This window comes from Mycobacterium sp. 155, assembly GCF_000373905.1.
Taxonomy (GTDB): domain Bacteria; phylum Actinomycetota; class Actinomycetes; order Mycobacteriales; family Mycobacteriaceae; genus Mycobacterium.
This window is the reverse complement of the sequence record NZ_KB892705.1, coordinates 695,704-717,940: the sequence shown is the minus strand read 5'-3', so window position 1 is coordinate 717,940 and position 22,237 is coordinate 695,704. Positions and strand designations below refer to the sequence as shown.

Here is a 22,237-nt window from a genome sequence, read left to right as displayed (position 1 = left end):
CTGATTCCGCCGCGCAAGGTCGTAAGACCCTCGCACCCGATACCCCTACGGGTACCATGAAATCAACGACGGCATCGACTTCGAAAGGGGCACACCATGGTCGGTGATCAAGAGGCCATCACCGCTATCCTCAACCGGCTGCGACGGGCCCAGGGCCAGCTCGCGGGGGTGATATCGATGATCGAGCAAGGCCGTGAGTGCAAGGACGTCGTCACCCAGCTCGCCGCGGTGTCCCGGGCCCTGGACCGTGCCGGATTCAAGATCGTCGCCACCGGTCTCCGTGAGTGTGTCACCACCGAGCATCCCGACGGCTCGGAGACGTTGGACGTCGCTGAACTCGAAAGGCTGTTCCTGGCCCTGGCCTGAGCCGGCTCAGCTGGTGGTGAGTGCCTCGATCTCCTCGACCGCCGCGGTCTGCATGTCGCCGGAGATCTGCGGCACCCGGGTGGCTCGAACGTAGACCGTGTCGCCATCGCGCAGGCCTAGCGCTTCGGCGTCGCCCCGGGTGATCTGCGCAGTGAACGGCATGTTGTTTGCGGCGGCGGTGAGTTCGACGCGGACCTCAAAGCCGAGCATCACGATGCGGTCGATGGTGGCCCGCAGCACGCCGGTGGCCTCGGCCGTTCCGTCCCCAGCCGCGATCGCCAACTCGGGGTTGCGCCCGACCCGGATATCGTGCGGGCGCACCAGGATTCCGTTGAGTTCCGACACCGCCCCGAGGAACGACATCACGAACGCGTTGGCCGGCTCGTCATAGACCTGGGTGGGTGATCCGACCTGCTCGATGCGGCCCTTGTTGAGCACCGCGATCCGGTCGGCCACATCGAGCGCCTCGGCCTGATCATGGGTGACCAGCACGGTTGTCACATGGACTTCGTCGTGCAGGCGACGCAGCCAGGTGCGCAGGTCGTCGCGCACCTTGGCGTCCAGCGCACCGAACGGCTCGTCGAGCAGCAGCACCTGCGGGTCCACCGCCAGCGCCCGGGCCAGTGCCATGCGCTGACGCTGGCCGCCCGAAAGCTGATTGGGGTAGCGGGTCTGAAAACCGCTCAGCCCCACCACTTCCAGCAGATTGTCGACCTTCTCCTTGATCTCTGCCTTGGGGCGCTTGCGAATCTTGAGGCCGAACGCCACGTTGTCGCGGACTGTCAGGTGCTTGAACGCGGCGTAGTGCTGGAAGACGAAACCGATACCGCGCCGCTGTGGCGGCACACCCGTCACATCTTGGCCGTTGATGGTGATAGTGCCGGTATCGGGTTGATCGAGGCCGGCGATCGCACGCAACAGCGTGGATTTGCCTGAGCCGCTGGGCCCCAGCAGGGCGGTCAGCGAGCCGGATGGCACCTCGAAATCGATATTGTCCAGTGCCGCGAACTCACCGTAGTGCTTGTTGGCGCCCCGGACGACAATCGCGTCGGTCATTGCTCTAGCTCCTTCTCGGCCCTACTGCTCGGTCCGGGTTCGCCGCCGGTCGAGGATCACCTGGGCCACCAGGACGATCACGGCGACGGCCATCAACAAAGTCGAGATGGCATACGCGCCGTACACCGATTCGGCGGTGCCTCGGTTGTAGCGGTCGGCGACCAGCAGGGTCAGCGTCTGCGATGTGCCCGGCAGGTTGGACGACACCATGATCACCGCGCCGAACTCGCCGAGAGTGCGGGCCACGGTGAGCACGATGCCGTAGGTCAGTCCCCACCGGATGGACGGCAGGGTGACGCGCCAGAACGTCTGCCACCAACTGGATCCCAGCGTGGCGGCCGCCTCCTCCTGGTCGGTGCCGATCTCATGCAGCACGGGTTCGACTTCGCGGATGACGAACGGAACGGTGACGAAGATGCTCGCCAGCACGATGCCCGTGAAGCCGAAGATGATCTTGACGCCGAGGTCGCGCTCGACGAATCCGAACAGTCCGGCCGAACCCCACAGCAGGATCAGCGCCACGCCGACCACCACCGGGGACACCGCGAATGGCAGATCGATGACGGCCTGCAGTGCGCTCCTGCCACGGAATCTGTTGCGCGCCAAAACCAGTGCGGTCGGGACACCGAACAACACGTTGAGCGGCACGACGATCGCCACCACCAGCAACGACAGTTGCAGTGCCGAGATGGCGGCCGGGGTGCCGACCGAAGCGAAGAACGCTCCGACCCCGGGGGAGAACGTGCGCCACAGGATGAGCCCGACCGGCACGATCACCAGCACGCCGACATAGGCCAGGGCCAGATACCGCACCAGATAGCGCATCCACGGTGACAACGTCATGCCGACAGCTCCTCCCGCCGGGCCGCGCGCGATCCCACCGTCCGCAGCACCAACAGGATGAGGAAGGAGATGACCAGCAGCACGATGGAAATCGCGGCGGCACCGGTACGGTCGTCGTTCTCGATGAGGGTCCGGATCCACTGCGACGACACCTCGGTCTCGCCCGGGACGGCGCCACCGATGAGCACCACCGACCCGAACTCACCGATCGCCCGCGAGAACGCCAGCCCGGCGCCGGACAGCAGCGACGGCAACAGCGACGGCAGGATCACGGTGGTGAAGATGACCCGGTTGCCTGCGCCCAGCGACGCCGCGGCCTCCTCGGTCTCGCGATCGAGTTCGAGCAGCACCGGCTGCACCGACCGGACCACGAACGGCAGGGTGACGAACAGCAGCGCCACCCCTACACCCCATTTGGTGTGCTGCAGGTGCAATCCAACCGGGCTGGCCGGCCCGTACAGGGCCAACATCACCAGGCTGGCGACGATGGTGGGCAACGCGAAGGGCAGGTCGATCACCGAGTCGACGATGCGCTTGCCCGGAAACTCATCGCGCGTGAGCACCCAGGCCACTATCAAGCCGAACACGAGGTTGATCACCGTGACGACGACGGAGATGGACAACGTGACCCGGAACGATTCCAGCGCCGCGTTGGAGGTTACGGCCTGCCAGAACGCCGTCCACCCGCCACCGACGGACTGCCACACAATGGCGGCCAGCGGCAGCAGCACGATGACGCTCAGCCAGATCGATGCCGCACCGACCCGTAGCGAAGTCGTACCGTAGCGGTCGCGGAGGATGCCGGGAGCGGGATCTCCCGGCGTGGCCGCGGGCGCCGAAGCGGTCTCGGCGGAAGCGGTCATCCGGTCGCCTGCTTGTAGATCTTGGTGATCGATCCGTTGTCCTTGTCGAACAGGGCCGGGTCGATCGTGCCCCAGCCGCCTAGGTCGTCGATGGTCCAGAGTTTCTCCGGCGTCGGGAAGTCCTTCGCGAACTCTGCGGCCACCGCCGGGTCCACCGGACGGAAGCCGGCCTCGGCCCACAGCTTCTGGCCCTCTGGGGTGTAGAGGAAGTTCTTCAGCGCGTTGGCCTGCTCGGCGTGGGCGCTGGTCTTGACCACCGCGACGGGGTTTTCAATCTTGAAGGTCTGCGGCGGGTTGACGTGCTCAACATCTTTGCCCTGCCGTTCGATGTTGATGGCCTCGTTCTCGTAGCTGATCAGCACGTCACCGGTGCCCTGCAAGAAGACGTCACTGGCCTCACGACCCGAGCCGGGCCGGGTCTTGACGTGTTCGGTGACCAGCTTGTTGACGAAGTCGATACCGGCTGCGGCGTCCTTGCCGCCGTTGCTCTTGGCCGCATACGGCGCCAGCAGGTTCCACTTGGCCGAGCCGGAGCTCAGCGGGCTCGGGGTGACCACTTCAAGACCCGGCTGCAGCAAATCGTCCCAGTCCTTGATGCCCTTCGGATTGCCCTTGCGGACGACCAGCGACACCACCGAGCCGAACGGGATGCCTTTGGTGTTGCCGGTATTCCAGTCGTCGGCCACCTTGCCCGCTTTGACCAGCCGGGTGACGTCCGGTTCGACGGAGAAATTGACGATGTCAGCCGGCTTGCCGTCGACCACGGCCCGCGACTGGTCCCCCGACGCGCCGTAGGACGGCGTCACCCCGACGCCCTTGCCTTCATCGGTCGCGGCGAACGCGGGGATGATCTTGCTCCAGCCCGGTTCCGGCACGGCATAGGCGACCAGTGTCAGCGTGCTTTTGCCACCGGCGGTCTTGTCACCGCCCACGACATCGCTGGCGCCCCCACCGCAGCCCACGATCAGCGCTCCGGTGGTTGCCAGTACGGCAGCACTGCGCCAGACGTTCTTGATGTTGAGCCGGTTACCTAGCACTGAGGGCCTTTCCCTTGCAGACGGCGGGCAGAACGGGTCCGTCACAGCGGCAAGGCGAAGGATCAGTATCCGGGCAAAGACAGCCATTACCGACACCAAACCGTGGACAGGTTGGAGTCAGCGACAACAGCAGATATCAGCAACAGCGCAAGAACCCACGGCGATGAGCGCCAAGACATGGCCCTCTGTCGCACCGTTCGCTGTGTGCATAGGCGAAGAATAACAGAATCCGCTGGACGCGCTCGCCGAGTGCACCGAGGTCAGTGGGTCAGCAACCAGGTGACGATGACGAGCACGACGAGCAGAACCAGCACCAACGTCACCCGCGATCGGGGCATACCGTTCATAGAGTGTCCAATTCATCGTCCTCTTTGGCACGGCGCAGGCGGTGTAAGCCGCTGATCCCCCGCCCCAGCGCACTGTCCAGCAACACCGCGATTCCGTACGCCAGAGCCAGCACGACGGGCATCACCACGGCCGTCTGAGCCACGAATCCCAACCCGGTCAACCACAGCTCGACGCCGTCCCACCAACTCAGGAGTGCGCCCATGCGGCCACACTACGAGATGGTCCCAAATTCACCCGACTCGACCAGTTACGTTCGACATGCGCCAACTGGTAGACGTTGCAGGTACTGGCGGTCAATGATGTGCGGATGGTTCTGCAACAGACCGAGTCCACCGACGGCGTGTCATCCCGGGATGCCCGGGAATCCGACTCCCCGCTCACCGTCACGGCACCGGTTCCGTACACCGGGAGCAGTGCGCTGCGGAACCCGTTCCCGCCGATCGCCGATTACGCATTCCTGTCGGACTGCGAGAACACCTGCCTGATCTCGTCGGCCGGTTCGGTTGAGTGGCTGTGTGTGCCGCGCCCCGATTCCCCCAGCGTGTTCGGCGCGATCCTCGACCGCGCGGCCGGCCATTTCCGGCTCGGCCCGTACGGCGTGACCGTACCCGCGGCACGGCGCTACCTGCCCGGCAGCTTGATCCTTGAGACCACCTGGCAAACCCATACCGGCTGGGTGATCGTCCGCGACGCGCTGGTGATGGGCCCGTGGCACGACATCGACACCCGGTCGCGGACCCACCGGCGCACCCCGATGGACTGGGACGCCGAACACATTCTGCTGCGCACCGTGCGCTGCGTAAGCGGCACGGTCGAGATGGTGTTGAGCTGCGAGCCGTCCTTCGACTACCACCGTGTCAGTGCGGCCTGGGAGTACTCGGGCCCCGGTTACGGCGAGGCAATCTCACGAGCCAGTCGTAGCCCCGATTCCCATCCCACGCTGCGCCTCACCACGAACCTACGCATCGGTCTGGAGGGCCGGGAGGCCCGCGCCCGCACTCGGCTCACCGAGGGTGACAACGTGTTCGTCGCGCTGTCCTGGTCCAAGCATCCGGCTCCGCAGACCTACGACGAGGCCGCCGACAAGATGTGGAAGACCAGCGAGTCGTGGCGCCAGTGGATCAATGTCGGCGACTTCCCCGACCATCCGTGGCGCTCCTATTTGCAGCGCAGCGCGCTGACCCTCAAGGGCCTGACCTACTCGCCCACCGGCGCGCTGTTGGCCGCGCCCACCACATCACTGCCGGAAACCCCCCAGGGCGAACGCAACTGGGACTACCGCTACTCCTGGATCCGCGATTCGACGTTCGCGCTATGGGGCCTGTACACACTCGGACTGGACCGCGAGGCCGACGACTTCTTCTCGTTCATCGCCGACGTATCCGGAGCCAACAACGGCGAACACCATCCCCTGCAGGTGATGTATGCCGTCGGCGGGGAACGCAGCCTGGTCGAGGAAGAACTGCATCACCTGTCCGGTTACGACAGCGCCCGGCCGGTGCGTATCGGCAACGGCGCCTACAACCAGCGTCAGCACGACATCTGGGGCACCATGCTGGATTCGGTGTATCTGCACGCCAAGTCGCGCGAGCAGATTCCCGAGGCGCTGTGGCCGGTGCTGAAGAACCAGGTCGAGGAAGCCATCAAACACTGGCGCGAACCCGACCGCGGTATCTGGGAGGTGCGCGGCGAACCGCAGCACTTCACCTCCAGCAAGATCATGTGTTGGGTGGCGCTTGACCGCGGTTCGAAACTGGCCGAGCTACAGGGCGAGAAGTCCTACGCCCAGCAGTGGCGGGCGATCGCCGAGGAGATCAAGGCCGACGTGTTGACCCACGGCGTGGATTCGCGCGGGGTGCTGACCCAGCGCTACGGTGACGACGCGCTGGATGCGTCGCTGCTGCTGGCGGTGTTGACGCGGTTCCTGCCGTCCGACGATCCCCGGGTTCGGGCGACTGTGCTGGCCATCGCCGACGAACTCACCGAGGACGGGCTGGTCCTGCGCTACCGCACCGACGAGACCGACGACGGACTGTCCGGCGAGGAGGGCACGTTCACCATCTGCTCGTTCTGGCTGGTGTCGGCGCTGGTGGAAATCGGAGAGGTCAGCCGGGCCAAGCATCTGTGCGAGCGGTTGCTGTCGTTCGCCAGCCCGTTGCATCTCTATGCCGAGGAGATCGAGCCACGCACCGGGCGCCACCTGGGCAACTTCCCGCAAGCGTTCACCCACCTGGCGCTCATCAACGCGGTGGTGCACGTCATCCGCGCCGAAGAGGAGTCCGACAGCTCCGGGGTCTTCCAACCCGCCAACGCGCCGATGTGAGGCCGGTACCCCCCAAGAGCTGCCTTTTCTAAGCACGCCTTGCGTCACGAGAGAAGGCTTGGGGTGGTGAGCGCCTGGACCGCAAGGCTGGTCGCGGCGACGACGAGCCACAGCGTCCCACCCAGCAGCAACGGCTTGGGTCCAGTACGCCGCAGCGCACCCAGGTCAGTCGACAGCCCGATCGCGGCCAGTGCCCAGGTGATCAGCAGACCGGCCACCTCGGCACCCGGAACGCGGATCGCCGCCGGCAGCGGCCAGATGGAGTTCACCGCGGCCAGGGCCACGAAGCCGATGAGGAACCATGGCACCAGCTGCCGCACCTTGGGACGGTGTCCTGAGGAGTCACCGTCGCGCCGGGCAACCAGCGCACCGATCACGATGACCACCGGAATGATCACCAGCGAGCGGGTCAGTTTGACCACCACGGCGGTATGCGCGGCCGAAGCGCCGTAGACCGTGGCGGCGGCGACCACCGACGAGGTGTCGTTGACCGCGGTACCGGCGAACACGCCGAAGGCTTGCTGTCCGAGTCCCAGCAGGTGTCCGACCATCGGGAAGGTCAACACGGCTGCGATGTTGAACAGGAAGATGGTGCTCAGCGCGTACGCCACGGCGCTGGGCTTCGGCCGTAGCACCGGGGTGACGGCGGCGATCGCCGACGCGCCGCAGATCGCCGTGCCCACTCCGATCAGGGTCCGCAGGTCGTGGTCGATCCCCAACCAGCGGCCGAACAACCAGGCGCAGATGAAGGCCGCGGCCAGCGTGGCGGCCATCACCGGAAGCGCCGACCCGCCGACCTGCCAGGCCTGCGACAGCGAGATCTGGGTACCGAGCACAACCACCGCGGTTTGCAGCGCCAGACCGCCGGTGAGCCGCAGGCCGTGTGAGACCCTCGGCCACCGTTTTGCGGGCCTCAGCCAGGTGGCCAGCACCACTCCGATCAGAACCGCCGCCACCGGACCGCCCAAGACCGGCAGGGCTTTTCCGATGACGGTGGCGGCGACGGCGACGGCGAGGGCCAGGCAGGCGCCGGGCAGGGCGGTATTTTTCCGGCGGCGTTGGGTGAGGCTGGGAATCACGTCTGTATACGGTGCTGCCCGACGCGGCCGGCCGGTACCCACAGATTGGCTATCTACCCATAGCCTTGGTCTATGGACAGTACCGATTCTGCGGTGGTCTCGGCGGCGGCTACCGCACCGGCGGTGGATGCGCTGCGGCTACTGATCGCGGTGGCCAACACCGGTTCCATCTCAGCCGCTGCCAGGGGCCAAGGCATCAGCCAGCCCAGCGCGTCGGCCCGACTGCGCAATCTCGAGCACCGACTCGGACTGGAGTTGCTGGACCGACGCACCCGCGGGGCCGAACTCACCGCGGCGGGTGCTGCGGTGACCGAGTGGGCTCGTTCGGTGGTGACCGCGATGGACTCACTGCTCACCGGCGCGGCAGCACTACATGCCGACCGCACCGCGAAGGTCGCCTGCAGTCAGACCATCGCCGAGTTCCTGATGCCAACCTGGCTGGCCCGGGCCCGCGAGTACGCCGACGAGCCAATCCACCTGACGGTGAGCAACTCGGCCGCGGTGATCTCGGCGGTGCTGGGACACGACGCAGAACTGGGCTTCGTGGAGGGCCCGACCGTGCCTGCGGGGCTGGCTGTACGGGTGCTGCGATCTGATCGGCTCGCTCTGGTGGTGGCGCCGGGTCACCCGCTGACGCGTCGCCGGCGACCACTGCAGCCGGCCGAACTGGCCGATCTCGAGTTGGTCATCCGGGAGCCGGGGGCCGGCACGCGCGACACCGTCGAACACGCCCTCGCCGGAATCGGACTGGCCCCGCACACCGAGGCGGTGAGCCTGGGCAGCAACGCGGCGGTGAAGGTGATGGTCGCCGCGGGCGCGCACGCCGCGGTGCTCAGTGAGCTTGCGGTGGCAGCCGAGCTCCGGGATGGACGGCTGGTGGAGGTCGAGGTCAGTGGGATCGACCTGCACCGGCTGCTGCGCGCGGTGTGGCGTCCCGCCACCAAACCACGTGCAGCGCTGTCGACATTGCTAGCCGTGGCCAGTGGCCGATCCGCCGGGCCGCGGCGGCGCTGATCCACGCAGGCGTGGATCAGAAGGTGATCTCGAACTCGATGACGGTCGGCGTCGGAACCGCCAGCACCACGGGGGTGAACCGGCTGTCGTCGTGGGCGACACCGGTGATCACCCTGCCGCCGAATCCGTCGGTGACGGCCGGCACGCTCGCAGTCAGGGTGATGCGCCCCGCAGCGTGGCCCGGACGCAGGTAGAAGTCGGTGCCGGGGGTGATAGGCCCGTCAATCGCGACACCGTCGGCGTCGACGACGCTTCCAGCCGAGACAGATAGTGCCGCAGCGTCGGTCGCATCCAGACGGAACGGCCCGAGCACCCCGGCTTCGAAGACTGCGCGCTCGGAATTCAAAGCGGGCACCACGGTCGATCGGCGCGCGGCGGCGGCGCCCTCAAGCAGGTACTCGTACAGGGCCACCACGCGTTCGGCGTTCCGGTAACGTCCAGAACCGTTGAGCCAGAACGTGACTGACCCGATCTCGATGGTCGCGGCGGGGTCGGTGACGATGTGCAGACGGTAGAAGCGGTAACCCTGGTGACGCCGGCCCGGGCGGGTCGCCGCCGTGGTGCTGCCGACACCCAGGGCCCTGCGGTAACTGCCTTGCCCGGCAACGATATTGAGCCCCGAGGCGGCGACGTCGCGCCACTCGACCCCGTCGGCCGACTTCTGCAGGAACAGCGACACGGCTGAATCGGCCGCCAATTCGACGGTGTATCCACCCAATTGGGGATCACCGTCAAACTCGAACACGATCGCACCGGATTCCCGCCACTGCGCCACAGGCACGTTCAACGGCCGGGTGTCCAGATCCAGGCCGTTGGTGAAGTGCCAGATGGCGGCCTGAGTGGCAGCGATCGCCTCGTGTTCAGCCAGATGCGCACCGAGTCGCTGCCCGGCCGCACGCAGTCGGCGACTCAACTCGGCCGTGCCCAGAGTCGGAAACGAGTTTCGGATGATCCAATCGACCTCGGCCTCGTGGGCCCGCGTCGCCAGACTGGGCACCGCCGACCAGCTCGCCGGCCGGTACCGTGACGGAGTTCTGGGCGCCACCCCGGTGAAGTCCACCGAGTAGGCGTCGATGTTGGGGTTGAGCCTGATCAGGTCCGTGCGGGCGGTGGACCCGTCCGCGAACACCACGGTGTCGACCGTCGGCGAGTAGGTGCCACCGCGGTAGCGCGTCATCCGGGCGATCTCGACGTCGCGGGCACGCACCCGGCGGCGCACGGCAACCGGGGTCGAGATGGGAGCGAGTGCAGGCAGAACAGGCATTGCGGGTTGGCTTTCTGGTGGCTGAGAAGAGCGCGAAACGGCGCACCGCCGAATAGGGGCGGGCCTGAAACGCGGGGGCCGGCGTCAGAAAATCAACAACAACAACAATGCACGACGAGGCAGCGCGCCATACCAGAGCGCAGCGATCCGTCGTGAGCCATGCTCACACCATACGGCACACGCGGCTTAATGCCCAGTTCACATCGTCGTGACAGGTTTGAATCGGTTTGCGCGCTAACCCTGTCAGATGCGGTGACAAGCCGTATCGTTGCCGCCGCACCCGCACTTCAGACCAGTCGGAGGGGCCACATGACGTCGACACAGAACGAATCCCAGGCTCTCGGCGATCTAGCCGCACGGCAGCTAGCCAACGCCACCAAGACAGTTCCGCAGCTATCGACAATCACACCGCGATTCCTGCTGCATCTCCTTAGTTGGGTGCCGGTGGAGGCCGGTGTTTACCGGGTGAACCGAGTGGTCAATCCCGAGCAGGTGGCGATCCATGCAGAGGAAGGCACCGGCACCGAGGAACCACTGCCCGAGACCTACGTCGATTACGAGACCAGCCCCCGCGAGTACACACTGCGCTCGATCTCGACGTTGCTCGACGTGCACACCCGGGTCTCGGACCTGTACTCCAGCCCCCACGATCAGGTGGCCCAGCAGCTGCGGCTGACGATCGAGACCATCAAGGAACGCCAGGAGTACGAGCTGATCAACAATCCCGAGTACGGGTTGCTGTCACAGGTGACTCCCGAGCAGACCATCCAAACCCTGCGTGGCACCCCGACGCCCGACGACCTGGACTCCCTGATCACCAAGGTGTGGAAGACCCCGGCGTTCTTCCTGACCAACCCGCTTGGCGTGGCCGCCTTCGGTCGGGAGGCCACCCGCCGCGGTGTGCCGCCACCAGTGGTGAGCCTGTTCGGCGCCCAGTTCATCACGTGGCGCGGCATCCCGATCGTGCCGTCGGACAAGGTGGCGGTCGAAGACGGGAAGACCAAGTTCATCCTGGTGCGTACCGGTGAAGAACGCCAAGGTGTCGTCGGGCTGTTCCAACCGGGACTGGTCGGCGAGCAGGCTCCGGGCCTGTCGGTGCGCTTCACCGGGATCAATCGGTCGGCGATCGCGTCCTACCTGGTCACGCTGTACTCGTCACTGGCGGTGCTCACCGACGATGCACTGGCGGTCCTCGAGGACGTCGGAGTGGACCATTTCCATGAGTACAAGTGAGTACAAATCGATAGACGCCGAGGGAGACCTGCCGATCAGCGCGGCAGAGTTGGCCACGCTGGCCACGCAGCTCTACGCCACCAGCATCCGGCCGGGTCCGGACAGCCCGCCGACGACCACCCAGGTGGCGCCGCGCGGGGCGGCCCCCGATGCCACGGCAGCGTCGTCGGCAGGTACCACCGCGGCAGGTCTGGCGCACCCGGGCACTCCCCCGGCATTCGCCTCGGTGCCCGACGTCTATCTACCTCCCCCGACATCGCCTGAGCCGCAAGGTGTTCCAGGAGTCGTCCCGGTCGCTCCCCGGGGTTCCGCTCCGGGCCTAGTCGCGCCCGTCGGCGGCCTGGAGTCCTTCGCGGTACCCCGGGGTCTGGTTCCGACTGTGCCAGGTGTGCTGGCGGGCGGCGCGCCCACCACACCGGTAGCGCCCCGTGGTTCGGCGCCCACGTGGCCCGGCACTGTCCCGACGGTGCCGGATCTGGGTTGGCCGGGTTCGCCCGCGCGGTCCGACGATGCGGCGGGCTACTACTTCCTGCAGGACCCGACGGCACCCGTCGAACCGACGCCGGCCATGCCTGACGAGCATGAGATCTTCGACGTCAACGCGATCCGGGCGGACTTCCCGATCCTGCGGGAAACCGTCAACGGCAAGCCGCTGATCTGGTTCGACAACGCCGCAACCACCCAGAAGCCGCAGTCGGTGATCGACCGGCTGACCTACTTCTACACTCACGAGAACTCGAACATCCACCGTGCGGCGCACGAGTTGGCGGCTCGGGCCACCGACGCCTACGAGGATGCCCGCGAGGCGGTGCGACGGTTCATCGGCGCGTCGAAGGTCGAGGAGATCATCTTCGTCCGCGGCACCACCGAGGCCATCAACCTGGTCGCGTACGCGTGGGGCGGTAAGCATCTGGGCCCGGGTGACGAGATCGTCATCACCCACCTGGAGCATCACGCGAATATCGTTCCGTGGCAGTTGGTTTCGCAGCAGACCGGCGCAGTCCTCAAGGTCGCCCCGGTCGACGATGCGGGCAACCTGCTGCTCAGCGAATTCGAAGACTTACTCGGTCCACGGACGAAACTGGTTGCCGCCACCCAGGTTTCCAACGCACTGGGCACGGTGACCCCGGTCAAGACCATTGTCGAACTCGGCCATCGCTACGGCGCCCGAGTCCTCATCGACGGCGCGCAGTCGATTCCGCACATCCCTATCGACGTAGCCGAGACCGGGGCCGATTTCTTTGCCTTCTCCGGGCACAAGATCTACGGGCCGACGGGTGTCGGAGCGCTCTACGGACGCGAGGACGCACTGGCTGAAACCCCGCCGTGGCAGGGCGGTGGCAACATGATCGCCGACGTCACGCTAGAGCGGTCGCTGTACCAGGGGCCGCCGAACAAGTTCGAGGCAGGCACCGGCACCATTGCCGACGCAGTCGGGCTCGGCGAGGCGCTGCGCTACGTCGAACGGGTCGGCATCGAGCGCATCGCCGCCTACGAGCATGCACTGCTGGAGTACGCCACCCCGCGCCTGGCCGCGATCCCAGGGGTGCGCCTGGTGGGCACGGCTGACGAGAAGGCCAGCGTGTTGTCCTTCGTGCTGGCCGGGCACGAGCCGCTGGAGGTCGGCAAGGCACTCAACGCTGAAGGCATCGCGGTGCGGGCTGGCCATCACTGCGCGCAGCCGATCCTGCGCCGGCTCGGACTCGAGGCCACCGTGCGGCCATCGTTTGCCTTCTACAACACCTTCGAAGAGATCGACGTGTTCATCAACGCGGTCCGCCGCATTGCCGAGGGCTCGCCGTAATCCCCGCGAGCAGTTCGCCGCAACCAGGCGGTACCCCGGCGAAAGCCCCGATTTCCCTGTGCGATCGGGGCTTTGGCGCGTCGTCACAGCTGTCACATCCGTCACCGGTCTAACCGCGGCGCCCCAGCAGCCAGGCTTGGCCGTCGCCCTCCCCCGCTGCGATCACCTCAAGTCCGGCGAACGCTGCATGCAGTTCACCGGGTGTGGCACGGAAAGGGTGCGGTGCACCGCCGATCTCACTCAGCACGCAGATGGCCAGTAAACCACCGGGAGCCAACCGGTCGATGAGCGACGGGTACAGCCTCCGGTCGCGGAACCGGTGGCAGAGGATGACGTCGGCGGGCGGGCCTGCGGGCAGGCCATCGTCGAGGTCTGCCACCCCGAACCGGCACCGGTCGGCCACCCCGAACCGCCGCGCCTGCGCCCGCGCCGTCTCGACGGCCACGGGTGACACGTCGACGCCGAGAACCTCAAACCCGCGTTGCGCCAGCCAGATCGACGCGGTCCCCTGCCCGCACGCGATGTCGAGCGCCGTGCCCGTCACCGGGAACACGGTGACATAGGAGGCGAAGACACTCGGCGGCCCTGGCTCGGTATCGTCCGACGACCGGTCCGTGTGGATGGCGTCCCAGCGCACGCGATCCCGCTCACTCACCGGCGATACCTTACAAAGTGGTCCCGGCCGGGAATAGTGACGCCACCCGCGGAGGTTTGCCTTCTCATGCGAGCCATCGTTTACGATCCGCAAGCTCCGGCCAAGCTTCGATTCGACGACGTGACCGAGCCGGCGGTGGCCGACTCGCAGGCGCTGATCGACGTGCATGCCATCGCGTTGAATTTCGGGGAACTGCACTTCATCGAACAGATGCGCCGACCGGGTGAGGTACCCGGCTGGGACACTGCGGGTGTGGTGACCCGGGCTGCCGCCGACGGATCAGGTCCCCCGCAAGGCACCCGCGTGGTCGGGTTCAGCGGTGAGGCCGGTTGGGCCGAACGCCGAGCCGTAACGACGGACAATCTCGCAGAGCTTCCGGAGTTCGTCGAGTTCGACGAGGCGGCGGCACTGCCCGTGGCCGGGGTGACCGCGCTGCAGGCGCTGCGCGCCCTCGGCCCTGTGGTGGGCCGGCGGGTACTCATCACCGGAGCTTCGGGCGGTGTCGGCCGCTTCGCGGTGCAGTTGGCAGCGCGGGCGGGTGCCCACGTGATCGCTGCTGTGGGCAGCCCGGCTCGCGGTGACGGCCTCACCGAGCTGGGTGCCGACGAGGTGGTTGTCGGCTTGGACTCGATGACCGAGCCAGTGTTCGGAGTGCTCGACAACGTCGGAGGAACGTTGCTCGCTCAAGCGTTCAGCCTGGTCGACGACGGTGGTTCGGTGCAGTCCATCGGCATGGCGTCCAACGAGCCCACCACCATCGACTTCGAGCACGAACGCCGGCTCGGCAATCGGAAACGCTTGGAGCCGTTCACTGTTCGCGCGCCGTTTCAGGCCGACCTGCAGTACCTACTGACGCTGCTAGCCGACGGCGAGCTCGACCCACAGATCGGCCTGCGCGATTCGTGGGACAACATCTCGGCGGCCGCGCAGGCGCTGCTGGGCCGTAAGGTCGCCGGTAAAGCGGTGTTACGGGTGCAGCGCTAGGGTTGCGCTCAGCCAGAAGCCAACTCACGTTTCTTGCGCGAACAGACACGCAGGTCCGCGAAAACGGGCGTGTCGGGTGCCTGCGTGTCTGTTCGCGAGAGAAACGGGACCTCGGCAGCCGCGGGATCACGACTTCTCAGGTGAGTTCCTCGACCCGCTCCATCATCGCCCGCGCGATATCGATGGCAACGGTATCGACATCGGATGGCTTGCCCGATGTCACCGCGTCGCTGTAGTACGCGATCTCGGCCTCGACCAGGCAGTTGGCCTTCACGCCGACGGCACGGGCCACCGGGCTGGTCGACTTGTCGGTGGTGTGGCCGAATTCGACGGTGGCGGCAACCACCGAACCGGTCGACCGCACGTCGGTGATCGCGTCGGTGTAGAAGCCACCGCGAACCGATTCCCGCACAAGCGTCACTGTCTGGCCCTGACAGTCCTTCCACTGCTTGGCGAACTCGGCGAACAGGGCGTTGGCGTCGGCCACGCTGCCGAGGGCGACCACACCGACGTCGACGGCAAGCACCGCGCCATCGGATTCGTCGCCCTTCCACTGCGTGCTGGCGGCCCCGGTGACATCAGCGGATTCGTAGGTGCTGCGTTGCATAGGACTCGACACGCCGACACATTCGTGCGGTGTCGCATCCTGTTCGGTAGCCAAACCGTCGGGCAGGTCGTCGAGCCCACCCGAGATCGACGGCACATACGTGTCCTCTGTGAGGGATTCACCGACAATCTTCTCCACTTGCCCGATGTCGGGCAGGGCCTTCTCGACGGATTGACCGCTCAGCGGACGAGGTGCCAGACCGTCGGCAGCCGCGACATTCCCGTCGACGATCTTGGTGCACCCCGACGTCAGCATGACGGCGGACACCAGCAACCCAAGCGCGCCAACCGTTCTCATCGCCTACTCCCGCCGACAGCAATCCCCCAGAGCCTACTACGGCAGCGGAGCAAGCGCGGCGAGCTACTTTTTGGGCTTGTCCCCCGCCGCGTCCGTCGAGAGCGCAGCGACAAATGCTTCCTGCGGAACCTCCACGCGCCCAATCGTCTTCATGCGCTTCTTGCCCTCTTTCTGCTTCTCGAGCAGTTTGCGCTTACGGGTGATGTCACCGCCGTAGCACTTGGAGAGCACGTCCTTGCGGATGGCCCGAATGTTCTCGCGAGCAATGATTCTCGAACCAATCGCGGCTTGCACCGGAACCTCGAACTGCTGGCGCGGGATGAGCTCCTTGAGCTTGGTGGTCATCTTGTTGCCGTAGGCCGCCGCCGAATCCTTGTGCACGATGGCACTGAACGCGTCGACCGCCTCGCCCTGCAGCAGGATGTCGACCTTGACCAGATCGGCTTGCTGCTCACCGGCCTCCTCGTAGTCCAGGCTGGCGTAACCACGAGTGCGCGACTTCAGCGAGTCGAAGAAGTCGAAAATGATCTCGCCCAAAGGCATCGTGTAGCGCAGCTCGACGCGTTCGGGTGAGAGGTAGTCCATGCCGCCGAGTTCACCGCGGCGCGACTGGCACAGCTCCATGATGGTGCCGATGAACTCGCTGGGCGCAATCACCGTCGTCTTGACCACCGGCTCGTAGACCTCGCGGACCTTGCCTTCGGGCCAGTCCGACGGGTTGGTCACCACGATCTCGCTGCCGTCGTCTTTCACGACGCGGTAGACGACGTTGGGCGATGTGGAGATCAGGTCGAGGTCGAACTCGCGTTCCAGGCGCTCGCGGGTGATCTCCATGTGCAGCAGGCCCAGGAACCCGCAGCGGAACCCGAAGCCGAGCGCCACCGAGGTCTCCGGCTCGTAGGTCAGGGCGGCATCGTTGAGCTGCAGTTTGTCCAGCGCGTCGCGTAGATCGGGATAGTCCGAGCCGTCGACCGGGTACAGGCCCGAATAGACCATCGGCTTGGGTTCGCGGTATCCGGTCAGCGCCTCCTTGGCACCGCCCCGGGCCGTCGTCACTGTGTCACCGACCTTGGACTGACGGACGTCCTTCACGCCGGTGATGAGATAGCCGACCTCCCCCACCCCGAGGCCCGCGCTGGGCTTCGGTTCCGGTGAGACGATGCCGACCTCGAGCAGTTCGTGGGTGGCGCCGGTGGACATCATCGCGATCTTCTCGCGCGGCGTGATCCGGCCGTCGACGACGCGGACATAGGTGACCACGCCGCGGTAGATGTCGTAGACCGAGTCGAAGATCATCGCGCGGGTGGGAGCGTCGGCGTCACCGGTCGGGGCAGGCACCTGGCGTACCACCTCGTCGAGCAGTTCGGCCACACCCTCGCCAGTCTTGCCGGACACCCTCAGCACGTCGGACGGCTCGCAGCCGATGATGTGTGCCAGCTCACCGGCGTAACGCTCCGGGTCCGCGGCGGGCAGGTCGATCTTGTTGAGCACCGGGATGACCGTCAGGTCCCGGTCCAGGGCCAAATACAGATTGGCCAACGTCTGCGCCTCGATGCCCTGCGCCGCATCGACCAGCAACACCGCACCCTCGCACGCCTCCAAGGCGCGGGATACCTCGTAGGTGAAGTCGACGTGGCCCGGCGTATCGATCAGATGCAGGACGTAGTTGTCTTCGGCCCCGTCGTCTCCGGTGAACTGCCAGGGCAGCCGCACGTTCTGGGCCTTGATGGTGATGCCTCGTTCGCGCTCGATATCCATCCGGTCGAGGTACTGCGCACGCATCGATCGGTCGTCGACGACACCGGTGAGCTGCAGCATCCGGTCGGCCAGCGTGGACTTGCCGTGGTCGATATGGGCGATGATGCAGAAGTTCCGAATCTGCGCCGGCGCAGTGAACGTCTTGTCGGCGAAACTGCTGATGGGAATCTCCTGGTGAGCGTGGGTGTCGAGCACGTGGTGTGCCCATCCAGGGTATCGAGCACCCACCCCCGCGACACAATCGCGGCGCTGTTTCATCGCGCGGTCGCTGCGCTCCTGCCCTACGAGTCCTGCCCTATGCTCGAAACCATGGCGTCGCAGTGGAAGGCGTTCCAACGCTTTGCGGAAAACCTCGTGTTCAAGGAGGCGCCGAAACTCATCCAGCAGTTACAGAATCCCGAGACCGTGCCACGCACCGTCCAGCAGGGAATTCAGCAAGGCATCAAGCTGGGTCTCGAGGTGCTCGCGGGCGGCCAGGTCGAACGCACCCCGGCCATCACCGCCGGTCGGCCGATCTCGCAACACAGCGTTCCGACCGCGCACCGGGCCCGGCGGCTCGTCTACGCCCCCGATCTCGACGGCCGCGCCGACCCAGGTGAGATCGTCTGGACCTGGGTGGTCTACGAAGACGACCCGACCAAGGGCAAAGACCGCCCGGTCCTGGTTGTGGGCCGCGATCAGCGGACGCTGCTCGGGCTGATGCTGTCCAGCCAGGAGCACCGCCGCAACGATCCCCAGTGGATCGCCATCGGAACGGGCAGCTGGGATTACGACGGCCGGGCCAGTTGGGTGCGGCTGGATCGCGTGCTCGACGTGCCCGAAGAAGGTATCCGTCGCGAGGGCGCCATCCTGGACCGTGACCGGTTCGAGGCGGTCGCCGCCCGCTTGCGCGCCGAGTACTCCTGGAGCTGACCCAAGCTCTACCGGGGCTGTCGCCACATCGGCGTCAGCGATGGGCCGCCGTCCGGCAACCGGATCTCCCCGGTCACCTCGAACCCGAACCGCAGGTAGTACGGAACGTTGTCCGGATTACTCGATTCCAGATAGGCGGGCGCATGCTCGGCGTCGACGAAGTCCAGCCGCGACTGCATCAACGCATGGCCGAAACCGCCGCCGCGGACCGCGGGGTCACTACCGATCATCGCGAGGTACCAATGCGGTTCCTCGGGATGGTGCTCCCTCATCAGCGCCTCGATCTGCTGACCACGAGTGCCGCTCCGCCCAAACGCTTGGAAAAACGCCGGCATCATCAACAGCTGCTGCAGCCGCGTATGCCGCCACCGCCCCGGCGGATCCCACAGCGCTGCAGCCCCGATTTGCCCCTCTCGGCTCGCCACCTCACTACCACCGTTCGCCAGGAAGTGGTGGCGCGTCATCGCCGCGAACATCGGCGCCAACCCGCGCCGACGACGCGCGTCGTCGGGCAACATCCACTTCATCACCGGATCGTCGAAGAAGGCATCCGCCAGCACGGCAGCGAGCTGCCCGACGTCGGGCTTATGCACGGGGCGGACATCGACGGCGGCCACCTGACCACGATCGCACATTCGATCAGCCGACACCGACTGGCGAAACTCCTGGGCCTGGGGGGTAGCCGAAATAGCGGGGCCGATAGCCGATTTCGTGGGTCACCTGATGGGACAGCAAGGAGTAGACGGCGTGGTGAACGGGTATATCTAAGTCATCTTCGTCGGTTGTTTGGGTGAACACCAAAACCCAGCACGCGACGATGCCCACCGATCACTAGGGGTTGCTATGACCTACACCGGTCCTAAACTCACCGGCATCTCAACTGCTCCTGCTGCGCTCGGTGTGCGGCTGTGCAGTTACCCGCGCCCTCCGGCGTTGGTTATTGAAGTCGGCGGTGAGATCGACGCTCGCAGCGCCCGTGGTGTCAGCCGCTACTTGACCAGGTTCGTGCACGTTGGTCGCCCGTTGGTCCTCGATTTCAGCGCCGTCAACTTCCTCAATTTCGCCGGTTTCAAGGCGGTACTTCGTTTTGCAACGGAGTGCCGTCAGGCCGGGCGAGACTGGGTATTGGTGGCGAGCGATGCCGTGAAGCTACTCTTGCCGGTCGCTTCCGGCTACCGGTTGCCGGTCGTGGAGTCGTTGGACGAGGCGTTGCTGCGGCTCTCGGAAATCCCGAAGACAGAGTGGCGGCTTCGGTCGATTACGACCGTGGAAGCCAAGTTGTTGGCGGGTGGCTGAGAAGCGTGACGACCGGGGAGGCTCGCCCCCTGCTCGATCCCGAATCACAGTGAATAAGAGCACATTACGTCGAATAACCGATCAAAACGTCGGGCGACGCTGGGCGACCGCGACCGCGGTGAACATGATCAGCGACGTTCAAAAGACCGCCATCGAGGACGTGAAAACCAACCCTCTGTCGCTGTTGACAGTGAGATTAAACAGCGGTGATTCGGGGAATACGAAGGTGTTTGGCGAGGATGGCGTGAGGAGCTATCGATCATGACTGGGATCGCTGTCCATGCGGAGAGCTGTCCGCAGTTTGCGCCGTCCTTGCGGTCACGTTGATCGGAAGGCCACGCAAATGATTAATTTGGTTTCCATGCTCGATAGCCAGATCTTCAGTGCCTATCAGCAGGTTAAGAAAGCGCGGGCCGAGTCTGATTATGCCGCGATGATTCGATGGATGTTGTTCGTCGACCGACTTCTCGACCGCCGCGGGGTCACATAGCCGCTCGGGGTTGCGCTGTCGCTGATCAAGTCGGCGCTGGGGCGCGGTAGTCCCCACCACCGCACCCTGATCGAATGCGTTCGGCTCCAAACTGTTTGGACGACAGCGACATCGAACTCACGTAATAACCTGCGCCACAAGCTGCTGGGACGGCGCCCGACAAGCCAGCCGGCCGCGGCCTGTCGAGGCGCCTTCGCCGAAACGACGTCAGCGCTCCTGCGTGATGTAGGCCTGCAGTTGTTGCTGCTCAGCCTCGAGTTCCTCCATGCGCGTCTTCACCACGTCGCCGATGCTGACGATTCCGGCCAGCCGGCCGGCGTCGAGCACGGGCACGTGACGCACCCGGTTCTCGGTCATCACAACGCTGAGATGATCGACCGTGTCGCGCGGGGTGCAGGTGGCCACAACCGTCGTCATGATCTCCGACACCGGCTGGGCCAACAGGCTGCTGCCCAGTTCATGCAACTTACGCACCACGTCCCGTTCGGAGACGATGCCTGCCAGCCCCTCGGACCCCATCACCACCATCGCTCCGATGTTCATCTCGTGCAGCCCGGCCAGCAGCTGGGAAACCGTGGCTTCCGGAGATATCGTCGCCACGGCGGCACCCTTGTTGCGCAGCACGTCCGCGATCCGCATCGCCCGCCTCCGATCGTGATCCACCTCACACCAGGCTAGGTCCGCAACGGTCCGTGCGAAAGAGGCTCGTTCAAGACACACGAACGTGTATATCTGGGCGCATGATCGAGGTCACCCTGCTCGGCACCGGCAGCCCCATCCCCGACCCGGACCGGGCGGGGCCAGCCACCCTGATCCGCGCCGGTGGCCAGACGTTTCTGGTCGACTGCGGTCGCGGCGTGCAACAACGGTTGGCCGCAGCCGGTTCCGGAGCCAGTACATTGAGCGCGCTGCTGCTCACCCACCTGCACAGCGATCACATCGCCGACTTGGGCGACGTCATCATCACCCGGTGGGTGACCACCTTCACCGAGCAGACCCCGCTGCAGATCATCGGACCACCCGGCACGGCACGGGTGGTCAAGGCGACGCTCGAGGCGTTCGGGCCCGACATCGGATACCGCATCGCTCATCACGCCGATCTGACCACACCGCCTCCGGTGGAGGTGCACGAATACACCGAGGGGGTGGTGTGGGGTCGCGACGGCGTGCGAATCCTGGTGGGCCCCACCGACCACCGGCCCGTGACGCCGACCATCGGGTTCCGGTTCGAACACCACGGCGCCTCGGTCGTGATCGCCGGTGACACGGTACCGTGCGCGAGCCTCGACGCACTGGCCGACGGTGCGGGCGCCTTGGTGCACACCGTGATCCGCAAGGACCTGGTGGAGAAGCTACCCATGCAGCGCATCCGAGACATCTGCGACTACCACTCCTCCGTCGAGGAGGCCGCGGCCACCGCCGCGCGTGCCGGGGTCGGCATTCTCATCCTCACCCACTACGTACCGGCCATTGCCGCGGGCCAGGAAGACGAGTGGCGCGCCAGGGCCGCAACGGAATTCGACCGGCAGATCGAGCTGGGCAACGACCTACACCGCGTTGAAGTTCATCCGGGAGTGTGTGCCCGGTCGCGCAGCTGATAGCGCCGCCGATCGATCCGGCGCTTCGGCAGAAATGCGCCGACCACGATAAGCCAGATGAATCCGGTGAACCGGGCGATCGGCAACACCACCGCCGCTTCGGGCCAGATGAGTACCAGCGTCGCGAGTTCGGCGAGCAGCAGGCCCAATGCCACCATGTGCCCGACCCCGCCGGTGAGGAGCACCAGGTAGTACAGCGCGCGGATCAGACCGTCGTCGACGACCACCTCGGGCCTCGACATGGTCCAGCAGATCAGGCCGGCCAACGCGAGTGACCCAACCGCGAGAATCCCACCGGTCAGCGCGATCGTCGCACCGGGCGCCGTGACGCCGAGTTGCCGCACGCGGGTGCTCACGGTCGCGACGTAGACCGCGAGCGGCACCGATGCCGCAAACGTGCCCACTGCACT

23 protein-coding genes are annotated in these 22,237 nt (G+C 66.0%); 9 read left to right on the top strand and 14 right to left on the bottom strand.

Annotated features, from left to right (window positions below; all coding sequences use genetic code 11):
- The first annotated feature begins 96 nt into the window (after positions 1 to 96).
- On the top strand, positions 97 to 366 hold the full coding sequence (locus tag B133_RS0103285) for a metal-sensitive transcriptional regulator (protein ID WP_018599288.1): 270 nt from the start codon (positions 97 to 99) through the stop codon (positions 364 to 366).
- A gap of 6 nt (positions 367 to 372) precedes the next feature.
- On the opposite strand, the gene B133_RS0103280 is transcribed toward B133_RS0103285, so the two are convergent.
- From B133_RS0103280 to B133_RS0103255, 6 genes are all read right to left on the bottom strand, one after another.
- On the bottom strand, positions 373 to 1,422 hold the full coding sequence (locus tag B133_RS0103280; protein ID WP_018599287.1) for a sulfate/molybdate ABC transporter ATP-binding protein: 1,050 nt from the start codon (positions 1,420 to 1,422) through the stop codon (positions 373 to 375).
- Between the two features lie 21 nt (positions 1,423 to 1,443).
- Entirely contained in the window at positions 1,444 to 2,265 is an 822-nt protein-coding gene (gene cysW, locus B133_RS0103275; RefSeq protein WP_018599286.1) for a sulfate ABC transporter permease subunit CysW, read from the bottom strand.
- Positions 2,262 to 3,128, bottom strand: a complete 867-nt coding sequence (gene cysT, locus B133_RS0103270) for a sulfate ABC transporter permease subunit CysT (RefSeq protein ID WP_018599285.1) — start codon at positions 3,126 to 3,128, stop codon at positions 2,262 to 2,264. The genes cysW and cysT overlap by 4 nt, the downstream gene beginning before the upstream one ends.
- Entirely contained in the window at positions 3,125 to 4,165 is a 1,041-nt protein-coding gene (locus B133_RS0103265; RefSeq protein WP_018599284.1) for a sulfate ABC transporter substrate-binding protein, read from the bottom strand. Before B133_RS0103265 ends, cysT begins: the two co-directional genes overlap by 4 nt.
- 117 nt (positions 4,166 to 4,282) lie before the next feature.
- The gene (locus tag B133_RS25240; RefSeq protein ID WP_369751436.1) at positions 4,283 to 4,375 is read right to left on the bottom strand and encodes an Ms4533A family Cys-rich leader peptide; all 93 of its coding nucleotides are present in this window, start codon (positions 4,373 to 4,375) and stop codon (positions 4,283 to 4,285) included.
- A 133-nt stretch (positions 4,376 to 4,508) separates the two neighbouring features.
- On the bottom strand, positions 4,509 to 4,715 hold the full coding sequence (locus B133_RS0103255) for a hypothetical protein (RefSeq protein ID WP_018599282.1): 207 nt from the start codon (positions 4,713 to 4,715) through the stop codon (positions 4,509 to 4,511).
- A gap of 105 nt (positions 4,716 to 4,820) precedes the next feature.
- Between B133_RS0103255 and B133_RS0103250 the strand changes: the two genes are divergently transcribed.
- Positions 4,821 to 6,836, top strand: coding sequence for a glycoside hydrolase family 15 protein (locus B133_RS0103250; RefSeq protein ID WP_026255916.1), 2,016 nt, complete (start codon positions 4,821 to 4,823; stop codon positions 6,834 to 6,836).
- 44 nt (positions 6,837 to 6,880) lie between these two features.
- On the opposite strand, the gene B133_RS0103245 is transcribed toward B133_RS0103250, so the two are convergent.
- A complete protein-coding gene (locus tag B133_RS0103245; RefSeq protein WP_018599280.1) occupies positions 6,881 to 7,915 on the bottom strand; it encodes a YeiH family protein in 1,035 nt (344 codons plus the stop codon).
- Between the two features lie 72 nt (positions 7,916 to 7,987).
- Here B133_RS0103245 and B133_RS0103240 point away from each other — a divergent pair, with 72 nt between their 5' ends.
- Positions 7,988 to 8,929 carry a LysR family transcriptional regulator gene (locus B133_RS0103240; protein WP_018599279.1) on the top strand — a complete coding sequence of 314 codons (942 nt, stop codon included), beginning with the start codon at positions 7,988 to 7,990 and terminating at the stop codon, positions 8,927 to 8,929.
- Between the two features lie 16 nt (positions 8,930 to 8,945).
- On the opposite strand, the gene B133_RS0103235 is transcribed toward B133_RS0103240, so the two are convergent.
- The gene (locus B133_RS0103235) at positions 8,946 to 10,193 is read right to left on the bottom strand and encodes a thioester domain-containing protein (protein WP_232423245.1); all 1,248 of its coding nucleotides are present in this window, start codon (positions 10,191 to 10,193) and stop codon (positions 8,946 to 8,948) included.
- 309 nt (positions 10,194 to 10,502) lie between these two features.
- Between B133_RS0103235 and B133_RS0103230 the strand changes: the two genes are divergently transcribed.
- Entirely contained in the window at positions 10,503 to 11,426 is a 924-nt protein-coding gene (locus B133_RS0103230; RefSeq protein ID WP_018599277.1) for a family 2A encapsulin nanocompartment shell protein, read from the top strand.
- Positions 11,413 to 13,230 (top strand): family 2A encapsulin nanocompartment cargo protein cysteine desulfurase, encoded by a 1,818-nt coding sequence (locus B133_RS0103225; RefSeq protein ID WP_018599276.1) that lies wholly within the window; start codon positions 11,413 to 11,415, stop codon positions 13,228 to 13,230. The genes B133_RS0103230 and B133_RS0103225 overlap by 14 nt, the downstream gene beginning before the upstream one ends.
- A 109-nt stretch (positions 13,231 to 13,339) precedes the next feature.
- Here the strand turns inward: B133_RS0103225 and B133_RS0103220 are convergent, their stop codons facing one another.
- Positions 13,340 to 13,885: a class I SAM-dependent methyltransferase gene (locus tag B133_RS0103220; RefSeq protein ID WP_026255914.1), complete on the bottom strand. Its 546-nt coding sequence runs from the start codon at positions 13,883 to 13,885 to the stop codon at positions 13,340 to 13,342.
- A 66-nt stretch (positions 13,886 to 13,951) separates the two neighbouring features.
- Here B133_RS0103220 and B133_RS0103215 point away from each other — a divergent pair, with 66 nt between their 5' ends.
- Complete coding sequence (locus B133_RS0103215; protein WP_018599274.1) at positions 13,952 to 14,869, top strand: zinc-binding dehydrogenase; 918 nt, start codon at positions 13,952 to 13,954, stop codon at positions 14,867 to 14,869.
- Positions 14,870 to 15,005: 136 nt separating this feature from the next.
- On the opposite strand, the gene B133_RS0103210 is transcribed toward B133_RS0103215, so the two are convergent.
- Both B133_RS0103210 and lepA read right to left on the bottom strand, forming a co-directional pair.
- A complete protein-coding gene (locus tag B133_RS0103210; RefSeq protein WP_026255913.1) occupies positions 15,006 to 15,773 on the bottom strand; it encodes a sensor domain-containing protein in 768 nt (255 codons plus the stop codon).
- 63 nt (positions 15,774 to 15,836) lie between these two features.
- The gene (gene lepA / locus B133_RS0103205; RefSeq protein WP_198290974.1) at positions 15,837 to 17,789 is read right to left on the bottom strand and encodes a translation elongation factor 4; all 1,953 of its coding nucleotides are present in this window, start codon (positions 17,787 to 17,789) and stop codon (positions 15,837 to 15,839) included.
- 39 nt (positions 17,790 to 17,828) lie between these two features.
- On the opposite strand from lepA, the gene B133_RS0103200 reads away from it, so the two are divergent.
- Positions 17,829 to 18,443, top strand: a complete 615-nt coding sequence (locus B133_RS0103200; RefSeq protein WP_018599271.1) for a type II toxin-antitoxin system PemK/MazF family toxin — start codon at positions 17,829 to 17,831, stop codon at positions 18,441 to 18,443.
- Positions 18,444 to 18,451: 8 nt separating this feature from the next.
- Here B133_RS0103200 and B133_RS0103195 read toward each other — a convergent pair whose 3' ends face one another.
- Positions 18,452 to 19,060: a GNAT family N-acetyltransferase gene (locus B133_RS0103195; protein ID WP_026255912.1), complete on the bottom strand. Its 609-nt coding sequence runs from the start codon at positions 19,058 to 19,060 to the stop codon at positions 18,452 to 18,454.
- Positions 19,061 to 19,286: 226 nt separating this feature from the next.
- Between B133_RS0103195 and B133_RS0103190 the strand changes: the two genes are divergently transcribed.
- A complete protein-coding gene (locus B133_RS0103190; protein ID WP_018599269.1) occupies positions 19,287 to 19,739 on the top strand; it encodes an STAS domain-containing protein in 453 nt (150 codons plus the stop codon).
- A gap of 697 nt (positions 19,740 to 20,436) precedes the next feature.
- Here the strand turns inward: B133_RS0103190 and B133_RS0103180 are convergent.
- Positions 20,437 to 20,868: a CBS domain-containing protein gene (locus tag B133_RS0103180; protein WP_018599267.1), complete on the bottom strand. Its 432-nt coding sequence runs from the start codon at positions 20,866 to 20,868 to the stop codon at positions 20,437 to 20,439.
- A gap of 101 nt (positions 20,869 to 20,969) precedes the next feature.
- Between B133_RS0103180 and B133_RS0103175 the strand changes: the two genes are divergently transcribed.
- Positions 20,970 to 21,827 carry a ribonuclease Z gene (locus tag B133_RS0103175; protein ID WP_018599266.1) on the top strand — a complete coding sequence of 286 codons (858 nt, stop codon included), beginning with the start codon at positions 20,970 to 20,972 and terminating at the stop codon, positions 21,825 to 21,827.
- On the opposite strand, the gene B133_RS22300 is transcribed toward B133_RS0103175, so the two are convergent.
- Entirely contained in the window at positions 21,794 to 22,231 is a 438-nt protein-coding gene (locus B133_RS22300; RefSeq protein WP_018599265.1) for a hypothetical protein, read from the bottom strand. The two genes, B133_RS0103175 and B133_RS22300, sit on opposite strands and share 34 nt — an antisense overlap.
- Positions 22,232 to 22,237 lie beyond the last annotated feature (6 nt).

Coding starts and splice junctions, on each gene's coding strand:
- B133_RS0103285 (WP_018599288.1), top strand. CDS start 97: ATGGTCGGTGATCAAGAGGCCATCACCGCTATCCTCAACCGGCTGCGA.
- B133_RS0103280 (WP_018599287.1), bottom strand. CDS start 1,422: ATGACCGACGCGATTGTCGTCCGGGGCGCCAACAAGCACTACGGTGAG.
- cysW (WP_018599286.1), bottom strand. CDS start 2,265: ATGACGTTGTCACCGTGGATGCGCTATCTGGTGCGGTATCTGGCCCTG.
- cysT (WP_018599285.1), bottom strand. CDS start 3,128: ATGACCGCTTCCGCCGAGACCGCTTCGGCGCCCGCGGCCACGCCGGGA.
- B133_RS25240 (WP_369751436.1), bottom strand. CDS start 4,375: ATGCACACAGCGAACGGTGCGACAGAGGGCCATGTCTTGGCGCTCATC.
- B133_RS0103255 (WP_018599282.1), bottom strand. CDS start 4,715: ATGGGCGCACTCCTGAGTTGGTGGGACGGCGTCGAGCTGTGGTTGACC.
- B133_RS0103250 (WP_026255916.1), top strand. CDS start 4,821: ATGGTTCTGCAACAGACCGAGTCCACCGACGGCGTGTCATCCCGGGAT.
- B133_RS0103240 (WP_018599279.1), top strand. CDS start 7,988: ATGGACAGTACCGATTCTGCGGTGGTCTCGGCGGCGGCTACCGCACCG.
- B133_RS0103235 (WP_232423245.1), bottom strand. CDS start 10,193: ATGCCTGTTCTGCCTGCACTCGCTCCCATCTCGACCCCGGTTGCCGTG.
- B133_RS0103230 (WP_018599277.1), top strand. CDS start 10,503: ATGACGTCGACACAGAACGAATCCCAGGCTCTCGGCGATCTAGCCGCA.
- B133_RS0103225 (WP_018599276.1), top strand. CDS start 11,413: ATGAGTACAAGTGAGTACAAATCGATAGACGCCGAGGGAGACCTGCCG.
- B133_RS0103215 (WP_018599274.1), top strand. CDS start 13,952: ATGCGAGCCATCGTTTACGATCCGCAAGCTCCGGCCAAGCTTCGATTC.
- B133_RS0103210 (WP_026255913.1), bottom strand. CDS start 15,773: ATGAGAACGGTTGGCGCGCTTGGGTTGCTGGTGTCCGCCGTCATGCTG.
- lepA (WP_198290974.1), bottom strand. CDS start 17,789: ATGAAACAGCGCCGCGATTGTGTCGCGGGGGTGGGTGCTCGATACCCT.
- B133_RS0103200 (WP_018599271.1), top strand. CDS start 17,829: ATGCTCGAAACCATGGCGTCGCAGTGGAAGGCGTTCCAACGCTTTGCG.
- B133_RS0103190 (WP_018599269.1), top strand. CDS start 19,287: ATGACCTACACCGGTCCTAAACTCACCGGCATCTCAACTGCTCCTGCT.
- B133_RS0103180 (WP_018599267.1), bottom strand. CDS start 20,868: ATGCGGATCGCGGACGTGCTGCGCAACAAGGGTGCCGCCGTGGCGACG.
- B133_RS0103175 (WP_018599266.1), top strand. CDS start 20,970: ATGATCGAGGTCACCCTGCTCGGCACCGGCAGCCCCATCCCCGACCCG.